The organism is Streptomyces sp. NPDC050423 (assembly GCF_040655445.1).
In the GTDB taxonomy this organism is placed as follows: Bacteria; Actinomycetota; Actinomycetes; order Streptomycetales; family Streptomycetaceae; genus Streptomyces.
In genome coordinates, this window is the sequence record NZ_JBFAJY010000072.1 from 1 (window position 1) to 17,630 (window position 17,630).

The following is a 17,630-nucleotide window of genomic DNA, read 5'->3' on the forward strand; positions in this document are numbered from 1 at the left end:
CCCCGATACTGGTTGTATCGGGGCGATCCCGACAACGCGGCGAGCGTGCGTGCCAGACACCGCCGGGCAGGCGGGACTTTCGAAACACGCCCTAGCCGCGGCCGATCGACGCGAAGACCGCGTCCGTCAACGATGCCAGGTCCGTGGGGGACAGCTCGACCTCCAGGCCGCGGCGGCCCGCCGAGACGCAGACCGTGTCGTGGGCCCGTGCGGATTCGTCCAGCACCGTGGGCAGGCGCTTGCGCTGGCCCAGGGGGGAGATGCCGCCCCGGACGTAGCCCGTGGTCCGTTCCGCCGCCGCCGGGTCCGCCATGGTCGCCCGCTTGCCGCCGGCCGCCGCCGCCAGGGCCTTCAGGTCCAGGGAGCCGGCGACCGGGACGACCGCGACGGTCAGCCGGCCGTCCACGTCGGCGACCAGGGTCTTGAACACCCGGTCGGGGGAGACGCCCAGGGCCTCGGCCGCCTCCTCGCCGTAGGAGGCCGACGCCGGGTCGTGCTCGTAGGCGTGCAGCGTGAAGACCGTGCCGGCCGTGGTCAGCGCGACCGTTGCCGGGGTGCCGCCGGACTGGTGCTGCTTCTTCGGCTTCTTCGCCACGGGGGAGTGGCCCTCCGGTCGCTCAGTTGGGGTGGGTCGGGGCGCGGGTCAGGTCGACCGCGGGCAGCGACGGCAGATGCCGGATGACGGCGGTCTCCGAACGCAGCAGCGTCAGCTCCTCGCGGAGCCGGGTCGCGGTGTCCGGGGCCTGGAGCAGTCGCTGCTTGGCGGGGATGTCCAGCACGGCCGCGGCGGCGACCAGGTACGAGACGACGGACGGGTCGTCGGGCAGGTCCGCGCCGGTGGTGAGGGAGCGTTCGCTCGCGCCCGCCAGCCGCTTCTGGTAGCTGCGGAAGGCCCGCAGGACACCCTCGGCGAGCACACCGGCGTCCTCGCCCGGATCCTCCTCCAGCTCTTCGAGCTCGGCCGTCAGGAAGGGGCCGCTCGCGTCCACCGAGAGCAGCCGGACCCGGGTGGTGCCGGTCGCGAGGACCTCGAAGCTGCCGTCCGAGCGCTCCCGGATCTTCGCCGCGTCGGCGATACAGCCCACCCGGTGGAACGTCTGGAGGGGATCGGGCCCGAAGCCGTCCGCCGGGCCGCGCTCGACGGGAACGCGCGCCGGATCCGGCATTCCGGCAGCCGTCGGCGCGGTCTCGCGGCCGTCGCGGATGGCGACCACGGCGAAGCGGCGCGGTTCGTCCTCATCGGTCTTCAGCAGTTCGCGCATCATGGCGCGATAGCGCTCCTCGAAGACGTTCAGCGGCAGCACGAGGCCGGGGAACAGCACCGCGTTCAGCGGGAACAGAGGCAGGCGAGCGGTGGTCACAACGCTCAAGCGTAATGGCCGCGGGTCCGTCCCCGGTCGGCCCGGTGTCGCAAGGGCGTCACAGACGCCACCTGGAGCCGGGTGCCGTCGCGTGTGTCGAGGAACCTGCCGAGCGGATCCTCGGACACCGAGGACCACGGGAACGAGGCGGCGTGGGGGCCGATCTGCCGGAACTGTTCCAGCGCCTCGTCCCAGCGGCCCCGTACGACCAGTACGTACGCGAGCAGGTTGCGGATCTCGGCCGGCCACGGGTCACCGGGCTCGAAGGAGAGGGAGAGGGCGATCGCCAGATCCGCCGCCCGGTCGATCCGTTCCATCTGCACCGAGGTGGTCCGCGCGTCCGGTCCCTCGGTCAGCAGGGCGAAGGCCGCCCGCAGCGGCAGCGCCTGCACCAGGGAACTGGGCAGCGAGTCCTCGGCGGCCCGCTCGGCGAAGTCGAAGCACTCGCGGTGCGAGCCGTACCAGGCGGCGGAGAGGTACTGGAGGGCGGCGACATGGCAGCCGTAGTGGTGCGTGGAGCGCTGTATGGCCTGCTCCCACAGCGTCTCGAACGTGGTGTGCGTCGCACGCGTGCCGCGGGCGTGGTCGAGCGCGAGGCGCCAGGGCACCGGATCGCGCGGATCGCACTCCGCCGCGGCCGTGATCATCGGCCCCACCTCGCGCAGCTGCTCCGCGCGGGCGGGCGACTCCCAGGCGCGCGACAGGGCGAGCTGGGCCTTGACGAGCAGCGCGTCGGGGTCGTGCGGGGCGGCGGCCAGCCAGTCGCCCAGCCAGCCGTCCCGGCTGCGGGCGAAGGCCACGATCCGCCTCAGATAGCGGTCCCGGCTCTCCCACTCGGCCCCGTCCCGCGTGGTGGCCAGCAGCTTCGCGGCCGGCTCGTACTCCCCGAGCGCGGCGGCGACCAGCGCGGGCGACAGCCTCTCGTCGGGGGCGTCGAGCATCACCGCATGGTCCGCGGGCAACCCGGCGATCAGTTCCGGGGTGTGCCGGATCACGCGCACGGTACGGAGCAGAGCGCGGAGGAAAGGCATGGTGCAGACCATTGAAAAGCGCTGGTCGGGGCGGCGCCAGAGGGGGGCTGTGAAACTTTGGTGCCGAGTGAATGGGTTGCCCTCGGCGCGGTCAAGAAAAAGTAAAGGAAATCGCGGAATCTGGCCTGTTTCTGTCGTTGTGGGGGTAGCCGTCGCGTGGTGTGCCCGAAGCGGTGGGCGGCGTTCGGCACCCGCTCCACCCATTCGCGGAGCGGGTGGAGGGCCTCTCGGTCCGCCGCGGCGAGGCCGCTCCGCGGTCAGCTGCGGCTCAGCAGCCGGGAGGCGCCGGCCGCGACGGTGGTGGCCAGTATCCAACCCAGCAGGATCAGGGCGGCCGCCACCCACTGCCAGCCGCCCTCCATCAGCCAGTAGCCGTCCTGGCCGAGGTTGATCACCGGCACCAGCAGGTCCAGCGCGTACAGCGAGGGGTTCCACTCCGGATGCTCGCTCCCCTTGATCGCCGCCGGCCGGTACTGCGAGAAGGCCACCGCGCCCGCCGCCCACAGCACCGCCATCCACACCGCGGCCCGCCCCGGCCGGTAGCCGTACGCCACCGTCCAGTCCTGGAGGTAGCCCCAGAGCTTCGCGGCGGGCGGCAGGGTCTCGCGGCGCCGCCGCTGCTTGGCGAGCAGCACCTCGCGGGCGTCCGCGTCCTCGCCGCTGTTGCGGAGCACGGTGGCGAGGCGCTCGTACGGCTCCGGCACGTACTCGGGGGTCGCCGCGGCCACCCACTCCAGGCGCCGGGAGAGCGGGAAGTGCCCGTACGGGACGAGGTTCTCGTACACGAATCCGCCCATCGCCAGACCGCCGGGACCCGGCCAGCTGGTCGACACGTCGATCAGCGTGACGATCTTCGCCCCGTTCAGCACCACCCGGCCCTGGGCCGGGCGCTCCGGGTTGAACCTCAGCTCGGGAGCCACTATCCGGCGCAGCGACAGCTCCTCGTGGCCGACGAGGACGAAGACGGCCTTGTGCAGATCGACCGCGTCACCGAATCGCCCGTCGTCAAGCCGCACCCCGCCCCGGCACCGGAAGACCTGCGCGCGGGTGCCGTGCGCGGGCGTCGGGGACATGACGGTGCCGTACGGGGGAGTGTTGCCCTGGTTACCGGTGTCCACGCTGACCCACGCCTCGCTCATGTACAGCGTCCGCTCCACGCTCAGCTGCGGCGCGTTCAGCGCGCGGAGCCCCTGCGTGGCCCGGAGCCGGCTGCCGCGCAGGCTCAGCGAACCGCCGACCTTCGCGCCGCGCAGGCTCAGCTCGCCGAGCGTCTCGATCATCTCGGCCTGGAGGTCCTGGGCGACCGTGAGCCCGTCGCCGATGAACGCCCGGCCCTGCCGGTCGGGGCCGATGTAGATCTGGTTGATCAGCAGGTCCGTGCCGATCTGCGCGTCCGTGAGGCGGATGCCCCGCTCGACCCGGCAGCGCGGCAGATGCAGATCGCCCTCGGTGCGCAGCCGGGCCGCCTCCAGGCGCGGGATCGCGCACCCGACCATCCGCAAGGTCGTGAAGTGGCACTCGGGCAGCACCACCTCCTGCTCGAAGCGGCAGCCGGTCAGTTCCACGTACGGATCCACCCGCCCGCCCGCGAGATCCAGCTTCCCGGTGACGCGTAGGCCCCGCAGCTTCAGCGCTGCCACCCGGCCGGGCCTGGCCTTCGGGCCGCTCAGCAGCAGCCGGGCGACGACCCGGGCGTTCACACTGCGCTCCGGGCCCCAGACGAGCGGGGCGAACGGATCGTTGAGGGCTGCGTCACGGGAGCGCAGATCGTAGGTGGTCCCGTTCCTGAAGGACTGCCACATGCCCAGCTCGGCCGCGCTGAGATCGTCCGGGAAATCCCCGTCGTGCGGTTCGGTCACCGATGCCCCTTCCGCTCGGAGCCTTGGACCGACCGGCACAAGAGGGGTCGGTCGGTAATCCCGTTATTCCCTCTGAGTGACCGTATGAACGCAAATAGTCAGCCGTGACAGCAAGGGCATGTATCAGCCAGTGATACGGGCGTCCGGGCGCCTGGGGCGGTCTGAGAGAATTGCGGTGTGATCTCTCGAATCGATCTGCGCGGCGATGCCCTCCCCGAGGGCGGCGCCCTGCGCGACCTGCTGCCCCGTGCCGAGTTCGACGTGGAAGCCGCCCTGGAGACGGTGCGGCCCATCTGCGAGGACGTACGCCATCGTGGCTCGGCGGCAGTGATCGACTGGGGGGAGAAATTCGACGGGGTGCGGATCGGCTCGATCCGGGTCCCGGCCGGTGCGATCACCGAGGCGCTGGAGCGGCTCGATCCCGCCGTGCGCGCCGCCCTGGAGGAGTCGATCCGCCGCGCCCGGCTCGTCCACCGCGAGCAGCGCCGCACCACGCACACCACCCAGGTCGTGCCCGGCGGCACCGTCACCGAGAAGTGGGTGCCCGTCGAGCGCGTCGGGCTGTACGTGCCGGGCGGGCGCTCCGTCTACCCGTCGTCCGTCGTGATGAACGTCGTCCCGGCCCAGGAGGCGGGCGTCGAGGGCATCGCGGTCTCCTCCCCGCCGCAGAAGGAGTTCGGCGGACTGCCGCACCCGACGATCCTGGCGGCCTGCGCCCTGCTGGGCGTCGACGAGGTGTACGCGGCCGGCGGCGCCCAGGCCGTCGCGATGTTCGCGTACGGCACCGAGGACTGCCTGCCGGTGAACCTCGTCACGGGCCCCGGCAACATCTACGTCGCCGCCGCCAAGCGCCTGCTCAAGGGCCGCATCGGCATCGACGCCGAGGCCGGCCCCACCGAGATCGCGATCCTCGCCGACTCCACCGCCGACCCGGTGCACGTCGCCGCCGACCTGATCAGCCAGGCCGAGCACGACCCGATGGCCGCCGCTGTGCTGGTGACCGACTCCGAGGAGCTCGCCGCCGCCACCGAGGCCGAGCTGAAGCCGCAGGTCGCCGCGACCAAGCACGTCACCGACCGGATCGAGCCCGCGCTGGCCGGCCGGCAGTCCGCGATCGTCCTGGTCAACGACCTGGAGGACGGCCTCACGGTCGTCGACGCGTACGCCGCCGAGCACCTGGAGATCCAGACCGCGGACGCCGCCGCCGTCGCCGACCGGGTCCGTAACGCCGGGGCGGTCTTCGTCGGCCCCTGGTCCCCGGTCTCGCTCGGTGACTACTGCGCCGGCTCCAACCACGTGCTGCCCACCGGGGGCTGCGCCTGCCACTCCTCGGGCCTGTCCGTGCAGTCCTTCCTGCGCGGCATCCACATCGTCGACTACACCCGCGACGCGCTCGCCGAGGTCACCCACCACGTCGTGACCCTCGCCGAGGCGGAGGACCTCCCCGCCCACGGCGCCGCGCTGAAGGCCAGGTTCGGCTGGAAGGTACCGCAGCAGTGACGAACGACAGCTCCACGCCGACCCGCATCGACGACCTCCCGATCCGGGACGAACTGCGCGGCCAGTCCCCGTACGGGGCGCCCCAGCTCGACGTCCCGGTCCGGCTGAACACCAACGAGAACCCCTACCCGCTCCCCGAGGCCCTGGTCGACCGGATCGCCGAACGGGTCCGCGAGGCCGCCCGCGACCTCAACCGCTACCCCGACCGGAACGCCGTCGAGCTCCGCACCGAGCTGGCCCGCTACCTGACCCGCGCCGCCGGGCACCGGGTGGGCCACGCCAACGTCTGGGCGGCCAACGGCTCCAACGAGGTGCTTCAGCAGCTGCTGCAGACCTTCGGCGGCCCCGGCCGCACCGCGATCGGCTTCGAGCCCTCGTACTCGATGCACGCCCTCATCGCCCGCGGCACCGGAACGGGTTGGATCTCCGGCCCGCGCAACGAGGACTTCACCATCGACGTCGACGCGGCCCGCGCGGTCATCGCCGAGCGCCGCCCCGACGTCGTCTTCATCACCTCGCCCAACAACCCCACCGGCACCGCCGTCGACGCCGAGACCGTCCTCGCGCTGTACGACGCCGCACAGGCCGCCCGGCCGTCGATGGTCGTGGTCGACGAGGCGTACGGCGAGTTCAGCCACCACGCCTCGCTGCTCCCGCTGATCGAGGGCCGCCCCCACATGGTGCTCTCGCGCACCATGTCGAAGGCGTTCGGCGCCGCCGGACTGCGGCTCGGCTACCTCGCCGCGGACCCCGCCGTCGTGGACGCGGTCCAGCTGGTGCGGCTCCCGTACCACCTGTCCTCCGTCACCCAGGCCACCGCGCTCGCCGCCCTGGAGCACACCGATACGCTCCTCGGGTACGTCGCCCAGCTCAAGGGCGAGCGCGACCGGATCGTCACCGAGCTGCGCGCCCTCGGCTTCGACGTCACCGACTCGGACGCCAACTTCGTCCAGTTCGGACGCTTCGCCGACAGCCACACGGCCTGGCAGCACATCCTCGACCGGGGCGTCCTGGTCCGGGACAACGGCGTACCGGGATGGCTGCGGGTCTCCGCAGGGACCCCGGCAGAGAACGACGCGTTCCTCGATGCGGTACGCGAACTCAAGAAGGAGCACGACGCATGACTCGCCAGGCCCGCGTAGGAAGAGTGGAGCGGACCACCAAGGAAACCTCCGTGCTCGTCGAGATCAACCTCGACGGCACCGGCAAGGTCGATGTCGCGACCGGGGTCGGCTTCTACGACCACATGCTCGACCAGCTCGGCCGCCACGGACTCTTCGACCTCACGGTCAAGACCGACGGCGACCTGCACATCGACTCGCACCACACCATCGAGGACACCGCCCTCGCGCTCGGCGCCGCCTTCCGGCAGGCCCTCGGCGACAAGGTCGGCATCTACCGCTTCGGCAACTGCACCGTCCCGCTCGACGAGTCGCTCGCCCAGGTCACCGTCGACCTCTCCGGCCGCCCGTACCTGGTGCACACCGAGCCCGAGAACATGGCGCCGATGATCGGCGAGTACGACACGACGATGACCCGGCACATCCTGGAGTCGTTCGTCGCCCAGGCGCAGATCGCCCTGCACGTCCACGTCCCGTACGGGCGCAACGCCCACCACATCGTGGAGTGCCAGTTCAAGGCGCTCGCACGCGCCCTGCGCTACGCCAGCGAGCACGACCACCGCGCGGCCGGCATCCTCCCCTCCACGAAGGGCGCGCTGTGACCGGCCTCAACACCATCCTGATCCTGGTCGGCCTCTTCCTGGCCGGCGGGGTCTACTCCTTCTCGAAGCAGGGCATGCCCAAGGGCGTCATCGTGCTGCTCGGCATCGGCTCCGTGATGTGCCTGGTCGCAGGCGTCATGCGGATCCAGGGACTCTGGGACTAGGGGCGGGTGTGAACACGAAGAAGAAGGTCGTCGTCTTCGACTACGGCTTCGGCAACATCCGCTCCGCCGAGCGCGCCCTCGCCCGGGTCGGCGCCGACGTCGAGATCACCCGCGACTTCGACACGGCGATGAACGCCGACGGGCTGCTGGTGCCCGGCGTCGGCGCGTTCTCCGCCTGCATGGAGGGCCTGAAGAAGGCCCGCGGCGAATGGATCATCGGCCGCAGGCTCTCCGGCGGGCGCCCCGTCATGGGCATCTGCGTCGGCATGCAGATCCTCTTCGAGCGCGGCATCGAGCACGGCGTGGAGACCGAGGGACTCGACGAGTGGCCGGGCACCGTCGGCCCGCTCAAGGCCGACGTCGTCCCGCACATGGGGTGGAACACCGTCGAGGCCCCCGAGGACTCCCGGCTGTTCGCCGGACTCGACGCCGAGGCCCGGTACTACTTCGTGCACTCGTACGCGGCGCACGACTGGTCCCTCGAAGTCACCAACGCGAAGATCCGCGCCCCCAGGGTCACCTGGGCCACGCACGGCGAACGGTTCGTGGCGGCCGTGGAGAACGGCGCGCTGTGGGCCACCCAGTTCCACCCCGAGAAGTCCGGCGACGCCGGCGCCCAGCTGCTGACCAACTGGATCGAGACGCTGTAATGCCGAAGCTTGAACTGCTCCCCGCCGTAGACGTCCGCGACGGCCAGGCGGTCCGCCTGGTGCACGGCGAGTCCGGCTCGGAGACCTCCTACGGCTCCCCGCTGGAGGCCGCACTCGCCTGGCAGCGCGCCGGCGCCGAGTGGCTGCACCTCGTCGACCTGGACGCCGCCTTCGGCACCGGCGACAACCGCGCGCTCATCGCCGAGGTGGCCGGCGCCATGGACATCAAGGTCGAGCTCTCCGGCGGCATCCGCGACGACGCCTCGCTCGCCGCCGCGCTCGCCACCGGCTGCCGCCGGGTCAACCTCGGCACCGCCGCCCTGGAGACCCCCGAGTGGGTCGCCAAGGTCATCGCCGAGCACGGCGACCGGATCGCGGTCGGCCTCGACGTGCGCGGCACCACCCTGCGCGGCCGCGGCTGGACCCGCGACGGCGGCGACCTCTACGAGACGCTCGCCCGCCTCGACTCCGAGGGCTGCGCCCGTTACGTCGTCACCGACATCGCCAAGGACGGCACGCTCCAGGGCCCCAACCTGGAACTCCTGAGAGACGTCTGCGCCGCCACCGACAAGCCCGTCGTGGCCTCCGGCGGCGTCTCCTCGCTCGACGACCTGCGGGCCATCTCCTCGCTCGTGCCGGCGGGCGTCGAGGGCGCCATCGTGGGCAAGGCGCTGTACGCGAAGGCGTTCACCCTGGAAGAGGCGCTGGAGGCGGTCTCCGTATGACCGACTCCGTCAGGCGCTTCTCCTCCGGCGCCCCCTGGGAGGAGAAGTTCGGCTACTCCCGCGCGGTCGAGCTGCCAGGCGGCCTGGTGCTGGTGGCCGGGTGCACCTCGGTGGCGGGCGGGGAGATCTCCGCCGGCGGCCCCTACGAGCAGGCCGTCGCCTCCTTCGAGGTCGCCTTCGCGGCGCTCAAGCAGGTGGGCCTGGGCCGCGAGGACGTCGTCCGCACCCGGATGTACCTCACGCACGCCCGGGACGTCGACGACGTCGGCCGTGCCCACAAGGAGCTGTTCGACGACGTGCGCCCCGCCGCCTCCATGATCATCGTGTCCGGCTTCGTCGACCCGAGCCTGGTCGTCGAGATCGAGATCGAGGCCTACCGGGCAGGTGCCCGATGACGCTCGCGGTACGTGTCATCCCCTGCCTCGACGTGGACAACGGCCGCGTCGTCAAGGGCGTCAACTTCCAGAACCTGCGCGACGCCGGTGACCCCGTGGAGATGGCGAAGCTGTACGACGCCGAGGGTGCCGACGAGCTGACCTTCCTCGACATCACCGCGTCCAGCGGCGACCGGGAGACGACGTACGACGTGGTGCGCCGCACCGCCGAGCAGGTGTTCATCCCGCTCACCGTCGGCGGCGGAGTCCGCACCACCGACGACGTCGACAAGCTGCTGCGGGCCGGCGCGGACAAGGTCGGCGTCAACACCGCGGCCATCGCCCGCCCGGAGCTGATCCGGGAGATCGCCGAGCGCTTCGGCCGCCAGGTGCTGGTGCTCTCCGTGGACGCCCGGCGCACCCCCGCCGGCACCTTCGAGGTCACCACGCACGGCGGCCGCAGGGGCACCGGCATCGACGCCGTCGAATGGGCGCACCGGGCCGCCGGGCTCGGCGCGGGCGAGATCCTGCTCAACTCGATGGACGCCGACGGCACGAAGGACGGCTACGACACCGAGATGATCGCGGCGGTCCGCAAGCACGTGACCGTCCCCGTCATCGCCTCCGGCGGCGCGGGGCGGCTGGCGGACTTCGCGCCGGCCGTCGGCGCGGGGGCCGACGCGGTCCTCGCCGCGTCCGTCTTCCACTTCGGCGATCTGCGGATCTCCGAGGTCAAGGGCGCTCTCCGGGAGGCCGGCCACCCGGTCCGCTGAGCCCCGTCCACCGAGCCCCGTCAGACGTCACCGGCCGTGAAGGCCGGTGACGTCTTCGTGTGCGCCGCCGTGACGAGCCAAGTTCTGCAATTTTTATTGCGCAAAATATATTGCGCAAGATTTCTTTCCTATCTACCGTGGGGGCATGGCAAGCAACGAATCACGCCGGGTGTCCGACCTCGACACGCTCAAGGCGTTCGGGCACCCCCTGCGGATGAGGCTCTACCGAGCGCTCTACATCGCCCGGCAGGCCACCGCCTCCCAGCTCGCGGAGCAGGTGGACGAGCAGGTCTCACTGGTCAGCTACCACCTGCGCAAGCTCGCCGACCACGGCCTGATCGAGGCGGCCGATGCGCAGGGCAAGGACGGCCGCGAGCGCTGGTGGCAGACCTCCTCGAAGGGGCTGAACTTCCACGACGAGGACTTCAACGACGCCCCCGAGAAGGTCGCCACCCGCGCCGCCGTCGGCCGGATTTCGTTCGACCAGCACATCGAGATGTACCGGCGCTTCCTCGATGCGTACCAGAGCTGGCCGTCGGAGTGGCGCGCTGCCTCCAACAGCGCCGAGTACCTGGCCAGGCTGACTGCCGAGGAGCTTTCCGCGCTCAGCCGCGAGGTGCACGAGATCGTCGACCGGTACGAGGAACAGGGCCGTGCCCGTGAGGAGGCGGGCGGCACGGAAGGCCGGGAGAACGTCGCGATGCACCTGTACGGATTCCCGTTCCGGACCTGACCCGGCCACCCGAGAGGACACGCCCCCGTGACCGTCACGCTCACCACCGGACAGACTCCCGAACGCCCCGCCCACCGCGACGGCAACGTCCTGCGCTGGCTCGGTGCCTACACCGCGTCGACGATCGGCGACAGCGTCTACTACATGGCCCTCGCCTGGGCCGCCGCCCGCACGGGAAGCGCCTCCCAGACCGGCCTCGTGCTGGCGGCCGGCTCCATACCCAGGGCCCTGCTGCTGCTCGGCGGGGGAGTGCTCGCCGACCGGTTCGGGCCGCGCCGCGTCGTGGTCGTGAGCGACACCGTCCGCTGCCTCGTCATCCTGGGCCTGGCCGGGACGCTGCTCATCACCTCGCCGACGGTGTGGATGCTGATCGCCGTCGCCCTGGTCTTCGGCGCGGCAGACGCCCTCTTCCTGCCCGCCGTCGGCGCGCTGCCGCCCCGGATCACCGCGGCCGGACAGCTCGCCCGGGTCCAGGGCATGCGCGGCCTCGCCTCCCGCACCGCCGGCGTCGTCGGCGCCCCGCTCGGCGGCGTCGCCGTGGCCCTCGGCGGCCCGGTCCTCGCCTTCGCCGCGGCCGGTGTGCTCTTCGCCGTCTCGCTGCCGCTGCTGCTGGCCGTACGGATGAGCCCGCTGCCGCCGGCACCGGAGCAGTCGGCCGAACCCGCCGGAACGGCATGGCACGAACTCGTCGACGGGCTGCGCCACATCCGCCGCCACCCGCTGCTGGGCCCCTTGATGCTCGTCGTCGCCGTCAGTGAACTGGGCTTCGTGGGACCGCTCAACCTCGGCCTGATCCTGCTCAGCGAGGAACGCGGCTGGGGAGCCTCCGGAATGGGCTGGATTATCGCCGCCTTCGGCATCGGCGCGGGCGCCTCCGCCCTGCTGCTCGCCGTCCGGGGGCGGCTGCCCAGGGCCGGGCTCGTCATGTGCGTCACCGTACTGACCGGAGCGTTCGCCATCGCCGCCCTGGCGTACGCGCCCTCCGTGCCGCTCGCCGCCGGTGTCGCGGCCCTCATCGGGCTCTTCGCCGGACTCGGCGGCGCCCTGTGCGGCGCCCTCGTCCAGACCGCCGCCGACCCGGCCTACCTGGGCCGGGTCACCTCGGTCTCGACGCTCTTCACCCACGCCCTCGCGCCGCTCAGCTACCCGGTCACCGGCGCGGCCGTCGCCCTCTGGGGCACCGGCCCGGTCTTCGTCGCCAGCGCCTCGCTGTGCGCGTCGGGGGCGGTGGCGGGCCTGCTGGTCTCCCCGCTGCGCCGCGCGGAACTCCCGCGCTGAGCACCGGTGCGGCGGCCCGCCGCCGGACTCGGACCTACATACCGAGCTTCGCCGTCGTCACCCGGGAGATCGCCTCCTGGTCGCCCTCCAGCTCCACCCGCGCCGCGTCCTGCCGCCCGAACGCGAACAGCAGCAGCTCGCCCGGCTCACCGGTCACCGTCACCACCGGGGTGCCCTTGTGCGCGACCACGGTCTGCCCGTCGGGGCGGCGCAGCACCAGCCCCACCGGGGCCTTCCGCCCCAGTACCCGGGCCGCCTTCTCCGTGCGCGACCACAGGACATCGGAGAAGACCGGGTCCAGCTCCCGCGCCGACCAGTCGGGCTGGGCCCGGCGCACGTCCTCCGTATGGACGAAGAACTCGACGGTGTTGGCGGCCTCGTCCAGCTGCTTCACCCCGAACGGGGACATCCGCGGCGGTCCCGTACGGATGAGCTGGACCAGCTCCTCGTACGGCTTCGAGGTGAACTCGTTCGTGATCCGCTCGCTCCGGCTCTTCAGGGGGCCGATCAGCAGCCCGGCCGCCGCGTCGGGCCTGCGCTCCCGCACCACCACGTGGGCCGCCAGGTCCCGGGCCGTCCAGCCGTGGCAGAGGGTCGGGGCCTCCGGGCCCGCCGCCTCCAACAGATCGGCGAGCAGAAGTCGTTCGCGCTTCGCATGGGTCGACATGTGCGCCAGCGTACGACCGCTGTCCAGCGTCCGCCCAGTGGACGCACGCCCGGACGGCCCTCGCCGCCACGGCACAATGGGCACATGACCAGCACGCCCACGCCCGGCACCCCACCGCCCGCCAGCGGCCTCGACCCCGCCATCGCCGCCCGCCTCAAGCGCGGCGCCGACGGACTGGTCCCGGCCATCGCCCAGCAGTACGACACCGGCGAGGTACTGATGCTCGGCTGGATGGACGACGAGGCCCTGCACCGCACCCTGACCACCGGCCGCTGCACCTACTGGTCGCGCAGCCGCCAGGAGTACTGGGTCAAGGGCGACACCTCCGGCCACATCCAGCAGGTCAAGTCCGTCGCCCTGGACTGCGACGCCGACACCGTCCTCGTCCGGGTCGACCAGACGGGTGCCGCCTGCCACACCGGCGAGCGCACCTGTTTCGACGCCGACGTCCTCCCGCTCGGACAGTAGGGTCTGCCGCCATGGATCTCGACACGTTCCGCAAGCTGGCCGTCGACCGGCGCGTCATCCCCGTCACCCGCCGGCTCCTCGCGGACGGCGACACCCCGGTCGGGCTCTACCGCAAACTCGCGGGCGAGCGCACCGGCACCTTCCTCCTCGAATCCGCGGAGAACGGCCGCACCTGGTCGCGCTACTCCTTCATCGGGGTACGCAGCGCCGCCACGCTCACCGCGAAGGACGGCCGGGCCCACTGGACCGGCACCCCGCCGGTCGGCGTCCCCGTCGACGGCGACCCGCTCCAGGCCCTGCGCGCCACCATCGAGACCCTGCACACCCCGCACGAACCGGACTCAGGGCTGCCGCCCTTCACCGGCGGCATGGTCGGCTACCTCGGCTACGACATCGTGCGGCGGCTGGAGAGGATCGGCGAGAGCGGCGGCGACGACCTGAAGCTCCCCGAGCTGACCATGCTGCTCACCTCCGACCTCGCCGTCCTCGACCACTGGGCCGGCAGCGTCCTGCTGATCGCCAACGCGATCAACCACAACGACCTGGCCACCGGCGTCGACGAGGCGTACACCGACGCCGTGGCCCGGCTCGACGCCATGGAGCGGGACCTGCGCCGCCCGGTCGAGAACACCCCCGCCGTCCTGCCGCCCTCCGAGCTCCCGCCGTACACCGCGCTGTGGGGCGGCAAGGCCTACCAGGACGCCGTCGAGGACGTGAAGGAGCGCATCAGGGCCGGCGAGGCCTTCCAGGTCGTCCCCTCCCAGCGCTTCGAGACCCCGTGCACCGCGAGCGCGCTGGACGTCTACCGGGTGCTGCGCGCCACCAACCCCTCGCCGTACATGTACCTCTTCCGGTTCGACGGCTTCGACGTCGCCGGCTCCAGCCCCGAGGCCCTCGTCAAGGTCGAGGACGGCCGCGCGATGGTCCACCCGATCGCCGGTACCCGGCACCGCGGCGCCACCCCGCAGGAGGACCAGGCCCTCGCCGAGGAACTCCTCGCCGACCCGAAGGAACGCGCCGAGCACCTGATGCTCGTCGACCTCGGCCGCAACGACCTGGGCCGGGTCTGCGAACCCGGCAGCGTCGAGGTCGTCGACTTCATGTCGGTCGAGCGGTACTCCCACGTGATGCACATCGTGTCCACCGTCACCGGCCGCGTCGCCGAGGGCCGCACCGCCTTCGACGTCCTCACCGCCTGCTTCCCGGCGGGCACCCTCTCCGGCGCCCCGAAGCCGCGCGCCATGCAGATCATCGAGGAACTCGAACCCACCCGCCGCGGTCTGTACGGCGGCTGCGTCGGCTACCTCGACTTCGCCGGGGACTCCGACACCGCCATCGCCATCCGTACCGCCCTGCTGCGCGACGGAACGGCATACGTCCAGGCCGGGGCGGGCGTCGTCGCCGACTCCGACCCGGTCGCCGAGGACACCGAGTGCCGCAACAAGGCCGCGGCGGTGCTGCGCGCCGTGCACACGGCCAACCGCCTCGGCGGCGCCTGAGAGTCTGCCGGCGCACCCGGGGCGCGGGGCGAGGGGCTCCATCTCACACCCCCCGTGTGCCGGTAACCCCGGGGCCGTAGGGGATAGTGGAGTACGTGAGTGCTGTCTCCGTACCCCAGCCCCGTGCCGAAGCCCTCCCCGCGCCCGACAGCGCGGGAAGCCGCCGAAGCCTGGCCGCCGGCCTGCTCCTCGGGGCAGCCGGTGCCACCGTCGTCCTGCTCGCCTCCGGGCAGACCTGGGCCGAGGGCCGGGCCGCGGTCGGCGGCGGAGCCCTGCCGCTGAGCGCCGACGGACAGGACGTCACCGGTCTCCCGGCCGCCCTCGCCATCGTCGGCCTGGCCGCCCTCGTCGCCGTCTTCGCCGTCCGCCGCAGCGGCCGGCTGCTCGTCGCGGGGCTGCTGGCCCTCAGCGGGCTCGGCGCCGCGCTGAGCGCCTTCCTCGGCGCCTCCGACAGCACCGCGCTCGACGAGCAGGCCGCCAGGACCACCGGCGACAGCTCCGCCACCATCGGCGCCCTCAGCCACACCGCCTGGCCCTACGTGACCGCGGCCGGCGGTCTGCTGATCCTGCTCGCCGGGCTGCTCGCCCTGCGTTACGGCAAGCGCTGGCCCACGATGTCCGGGCGGTACGAGCGCGACGGCACCCCGCGCCCCCGCAAGGCCCCTCGCAAGGCCCTGGATCCCGACCGGCCCGAGGACCTGTGGAAGGCTCTGGACCGCGGCGAGGACCCGACGCGCGAGGCATGACCCCCCAGCTCACGTCCTTTCCGTACGTACGGGACAATGGCCCGGAGCTCACAGCACAGCGGCACCCACAGCGGCACCGGCTCTGCGCACAGTGACACCGAGCGACACCAACAGCGCAACATCAACGAGGAGCAAACTCATGGCGGGCAGCAGCCACGGACACACCCCGGCCGCCTGGACCGGTGTCATCATCTCCTTCATCGGCTTCTGCATCGCAGGCGTCTTCATGGTCGCGGCCAACCCGCTCGGCTTCTGGGCCGGCATCGCCGTCACCGTCATCGGCGGGATCGTCGGCGTCGCGATGAAGGCCGCCGGTCTGGGCATGCCGAAGGAGTCGGCGGAGCTGGCCCAGGCCAGGGACCGCGCCGGACATGCGCAGACCTCCTGACCCGTCCGCAGCACGTACGCACGCGAGGCGCAGCCCGGACCGGGCTGCGCCTTCCCGCGTCAGAGGCGACAATCACCGGGTGGACGCCTCGCCCTCACCATCCGCCGCCCCGCCGACGCCGGGCCGGCCGTCCGGCGCCTCCGCGGCTCCCGGCCACCGGCCCGCTCCCGACGGCCACCTGCCCGCGCCCGGTCCGCCCGCCGGGCACCGGGGCCCGTTCCCGCCGGTCTTCCCGCCGGCCCCCGTCCCCGCCTCACGGCTGCGGCGGATCGCCGCCCCGGCCGGTGTCATGGCCGGCGTCATCGGGGCCTTCGCCTTCGTCGGCTCCGTCGACCCCAACGAGCCGGGCCACTACCCGGTCTGTCCGCTGCTCCGCTTCACCGGCATCTACTGCCCCGGCTGCGGCGGGCTGCGCAGCGCCCATGCCGTCGCCCACGGAGACCTCGCGGTGGCGTTCGGCTCCAACGCCCTCGCCGTCATCGGCTACGGGATCTTCGCCGTGCTCTGGGTCCTCTGGATGGTCCGCGCGGCCACCGGGAAGCCCGTGCGGATCGCGCTGAAGCCCGTCCACTGGTGGGGGATCGGAGCCGTTCTCATGATCTTCACCGTCGTCCGGAATCTGCCGTTCGGGTCGGCGCTGACGCCGTGAATGCCCAGGTAGTGGGACATCTGTCGGGTGGATGCGGGCCCATCGGCCTCCTGCGGATACCATCGGTATGGCTGATCCTGTTCCCTTGTCACCGTCCCGGAAGGGGGCCGCTCGCGTGAGTGTGCTCGACGAGATCATCAATGGCGTACGCGCCGACCTCGCAGAGCGGCAGGCGCGCGTCAGCCTCGATGAGCTGAAGGAACGCGCGGCGCGCGCTCCCCAGGCGAAGGACGGAGTCGCCGCCCTGCGCGGCGAGGGCGTCACCGTCATCTGCGAGGTAAAGCGCTCCAGCCCCTCCAAGGGGGCCCTTGCCGCCATCGCCGACCCGGCCGCACTCGCCGCGGACTACGAGGCGGGCGGCGCGTCCGTCATCTCGGTCCTCACCGAGGAGCGCCGCTTCGGCGGTTCGCTGGCCGACCTGGAGGCCGTCCGCGCCAAGGTCGACATCCCGGTCCTGCGCAAGGACTTCATCGTCACCTCGTACCAGCTGTGGGAGGCGCGGGCGTACGGCGCCGACCTGGCCCTGCTGATCGTCGCCGCCCTCGACCAGGAGGCCCTGGTCTCCCTGATCGAGCGCGCCGAGTCCATCGGCCTGACGCCGCTGGTCGAGGCGCACGACGAGGAGGAGGCGGAGCGAGCGGTGGATGCCGGCGCGCGGATCATCGGCGTCAACGCCCGCAACCTCAAGGACCTCAAGGTCGACCGCTCCACCTTCGAGCGCGTCGCCCCCGAGATCCCCGACCGCATCGTCAAGGTCGCCGAGTCCGGCGTCCGCGGCCCGCACGACCTCATCGCCTACGCCAACGCCGGCGCGGACGCCGTGCTGGTCGGCGAGTCCCTGGTCACCGGCCGCGACCCGCGCGGCGCCGTCGCCGACCTGGTCGCCGCGGGCGCCCACCCGGCGCTCCGGCACGGACGGAGCTGACCGCACCCGTGTCCGCCGACCGTTCCGTGTGCGGGTCCCGGGGGGGGGGGGGGGGCCGGGCGCCGCCCCCCCCCCGCCCCCCGCCCCGGACGTCTGGGGGGCGGCCCGCGGGTGACC

The 17,630-nt window shown here is 72.4% G+C and carries 21 protein-coding genes; 16 read left to right on the plus strand and 5 right to left on the minus strand.

Translation table 11 applies throughout. The features are described 5' to 3' along the window. Positions 1 to 91 precede the first annotated feature (91 nt). From ybaK to AB0I52_RS31995, 4 genes are all read right to left on the minus strand, one after another. Entirely contained in the window at positions 92 to 595 is a 504-nt protein-coding gene (gene ybaK, locus AB0I52_RS31980; RefSeq protein WP_363078548.1) for a Cys-tRNA(Pro) deacylase, read from the minus strand. 22 nt (positions 596 to 617) lie between these two features. Beyond that, positions 618 to 1,361, minus strand: a complete 744-nt coding sequence (locus AB0I52_RS31985) for an LON peptidase substrate-binding domain-containing protein (RefSeq protein ID WP_363078551.1) — start codon at positions 1,359 to 1,361, stop codon at positions 618 to 620. Between the two features lie 5 nt (positions 1,362 to 1,366). Continuing rightward, positions 1,367 to 2,404 carry a hypothetical protein gene (locus AB0I52_RS31990; RefSeq protein ID WP_363078553.1) on the minus strand — a complete coding sequence of 346 codons (1,038 nt, stop codon included), beginning with the start codon at positions 2,402 to 2,404 and terminating at the stop codon, positions 1,367 to 1,369. A 245-nt stretch (positions 2,405 to 2,649) separates the two neighbouring features. Then, positions 2,650 to 4,251 carry an oxidoreductase gene (locus AB0I52_RS31995; protein WP_363078555.1) on the minus strand — a complete coding sequence of 534 codons (1,602 nt, stop codon included), beginning with the start codon at positions 4,249 to 4,251 and terminating at the stop codon, positions 2,650 to 2,652. A 177-nt stretch (positions 4,252 to 4,428) separates the two neighbouring features. Here AB0I52_RS31995 and hisD point away from each other — a divergent pair, with 177 nt between their 5' ends. From hisD to AB0I52_RS32045, 10 genes are all read left to right on the plus strand, one after another. Then, positions 4,429 to 5,751, plus strand: a complete 1,323-nt coding sequence (hisD, locus tag AB0I52_RS32000) for a histidinol dehydrogenase (protein ID WP_363078557.1) — start codon at positions 4,429 to 4,431, stop codon at positions 5,749 to 5,751. Beyond that, on the plus strand, positions 5,748 to 6,875 hold the full coding sequence (locus AB0I52_RS32005) for a histidinol-phosphate transaminase (protein ID WP_363078559.1): 1,128 nt from the start codon (positions 5,748 to 5,750) through the stop codon (positions 6,873 to 6,875). The genes hisD and AB0I52_RS32005 overlap by 4 nt, the downstream gene beginning before the upstream one ends. Next, positions 6,872 to 7,474 carry an imidazoleglycerol-phosphate dehydratase HisB gene (hisB, locus tag AB0I52_RS32010; protein ID WP_363078561.1) on the plus strand — a complete coding sequence of 201 codons (603 nt, stop codon included), beginning with the start codon at positions 6,872 to 6,874 and terminating at the stop codon, positions 7,472 to 7,474. The genes AB0I52_RS32005 and hisB overlap by 4 nt, the downstream gene beginning before the upstream one ends. Further along, positions 7,471 to 7,638: a hypothetical protein gene (locus AB0I52_RS32015; protein WP_164494307.1), complete on the plus strand. Its 168-nt coding sequence runs from the start codon at positions 7,471 to 7,473 to the stop codon at positions 7,636 to 7,638. The genes hisB and AB0I52_RS32015 overlap by 4 nt, the downstream gene beginning before the upstream one ends. An 8-nt stretch (positions 7,639 to 7,646) precedes the next feature. After that, positions 7,647 to 8,288 carry an imidazole glycerol phosphate synthase subunit HisH gene (hisH, locus tag AB0I52_RS32020; RefSeq protein ID WP_362953662.1) on the plus strand — a complete coding sequence of 214 codons (642 nt, stop codon included), beginning with the start codon at positions 7,647 to 7,649 and terminating at the stop codon, positions 8,286 to 8,288. Further along, complete coding sequence (priA, locus tag AB0I52_RS32025) at positions 8,288 to 9,013, plus strand: bifunctional 1-(5-phosphoribosyl)-5-((5-phosphoribosylamino)methylideneamino)imidazole-4-carboxamide isomerase/phosphoribosylanthranilate isomerase PriA (protein ID WP_363078563.1); 726 nt, start codon at positions 8,288 to 8,290, stop codon at positions 9,011 to 9,013. Before hisH ends, priA begins: the two co-directional genes overlap by 1 nt. Then, entirely contained in the window at positions 9,010 to 9,408 is a 399-nt protein-coding gene (locus AB0I52_RS32030) for a RidA family protein (RefSeq protein WP_363078565.1), read from the plus strand. Before priA ends, AB0I52_RS32030 begins: the two co-directional genes overlap by 4 nt. Beyond that, a complete protein-coding gene (gene hisF / locus AB0I52_RS32035) occupies positions 9,405 to 10,160 on the plus strand; it encodes an imidazole glycerol phosphate synthase subunit HisF (protein ID WP_363078567.1) in 756 nt (251 codons plus the stop codon). The genes AB0I52_RS32030 and hisF overlap by 4 nt, the downstream gene beginning before the upstream one ends. Positions 10,161 to 10,305: 145 nt before the next feature. Beyond that, positions 10,306 to 10,893: a helix-turn-helix domain-containing protein gene (locus tag AB0I52_RS32040; protein ID WP_363078569.1), complete on the plus strand. Its 588-nt coding sequence runs from the start codon at positions 10,306 to 10,308 to the stop codon at positions 10,891 to 10,893. 27 nt (positions 10,894 to 10,920) lie between these two features. Then, positions 10,921 to 12,171 carry an MFS transporter gene (locus AB0I52_RS32045; RefSeq protein WP_363078571.1) on the plus strand — a complete coding sequence of 417 codons (1,251 nt, stop codon included), beginning with the start codon at positions 10,921 to 10,923 and terminating at the stop codon, positions 12,169 to 12,171. Positions 12,172 to 12,205: 34 nt separating this feature from the next. Here AB0I52_RS32045 and AB0I52_RS32050 read toward each other — a convergent pair whose 3' ends face one another. Further along, on the minus strand, positions 12,206 to 12,838 hold the full coding sequence (locus AB0I52_RS32050) for a TIGR03085 family metal-binding protein (RefSeq protein ID WP_363078573.1): 633 nt from the start codon (positions 12,836 to 12,838) through the stop codon (positions 12,206 to 12,208). 84 nt (positions 12,839 to 12,922) lie between these two features. Between AB0I52_RS32050 and hisI the strand changes: the two genes are divergently transcribed. From hisI to trpC, 6 genes are all read left to right on the plus strand, one after another. Further along, entirely contained in the window at positions 12,923 to 13,306 is a 384-nt protein-coding gene (gene hisI, locus AB0I52_RS32055; protein WP_363078575.1) for a phosphoribosyl-AMP cyclohydrolase, read from the plus strand. Positions 13,307 to 13,317: 11 nt separating this feature from the next. Then, positions 13,318 to 14,805 (plus strand): anthranilate synthase component I, encoded by a 1,488-nt coding sequence (locus AB0I52_RS32060; RefSeq protein WP_363078577.1) that lies wholly within the window; start codon positions 13,318 to 13,320, stop codon positions 14,803 to 14,805. 86 nt (positions 14,806 to 14,891) lie between these two features. Continuing rightward, entirely contained in the window at positions 14,892 to 15,551 is a 660-nt protein-coding gene (locus AB0I52_RS32065; RefSeq protein WP_363078579.1) for a TIGR02234 family membrane protein, read from the plus strand. A gap of 139 nt (positions 15,552 to 15,690) precedes the next feature. Continuing rightward, the gene (locus tag AB0I52_RS32070; RefSeq protein WP_362953681.1) at positions 15,691 to 15,939 is read left to right on the plus strand and encodes an HGxxPAAW family protein; all 249 of its coding nucleotides are present in this window, start codon (positions 15,691 to 15,693) and stop codon (positions 15,937 to 15,939) included. A gap of 79 nt (positions 15,940 to 16,018) precedes the next feature. Further along, entirely contained in the window at positions 16,019 to 16,588 is a 570-nt protein-coding gene (locus AB0I52_RS32075) for a DUF2752 domain-containing protein (RefSeq protein ID WP_363078581.1), read from the plus strand. A 115-nt stretch (positions 16,589 to 16,703) separates the two neighbouring features. Next, positions 16,704 to 17,513 carry an indole-3-glycerol phosphate synthase TrpC gene (gene trpC / locus AB0I52_RS32080; protein ID WP_362953682.1) on the plus strand — a complete coding sequence of 270 codons (810 nt, stop codon included), beginning with the start codon at positions 16,704 to 16,706 and terminating at the stop codon, positions 17,511 to 17,513. The last annotated feature ends 117 nt before the right edge of the window (positions 17,514 to 17,630 follow it).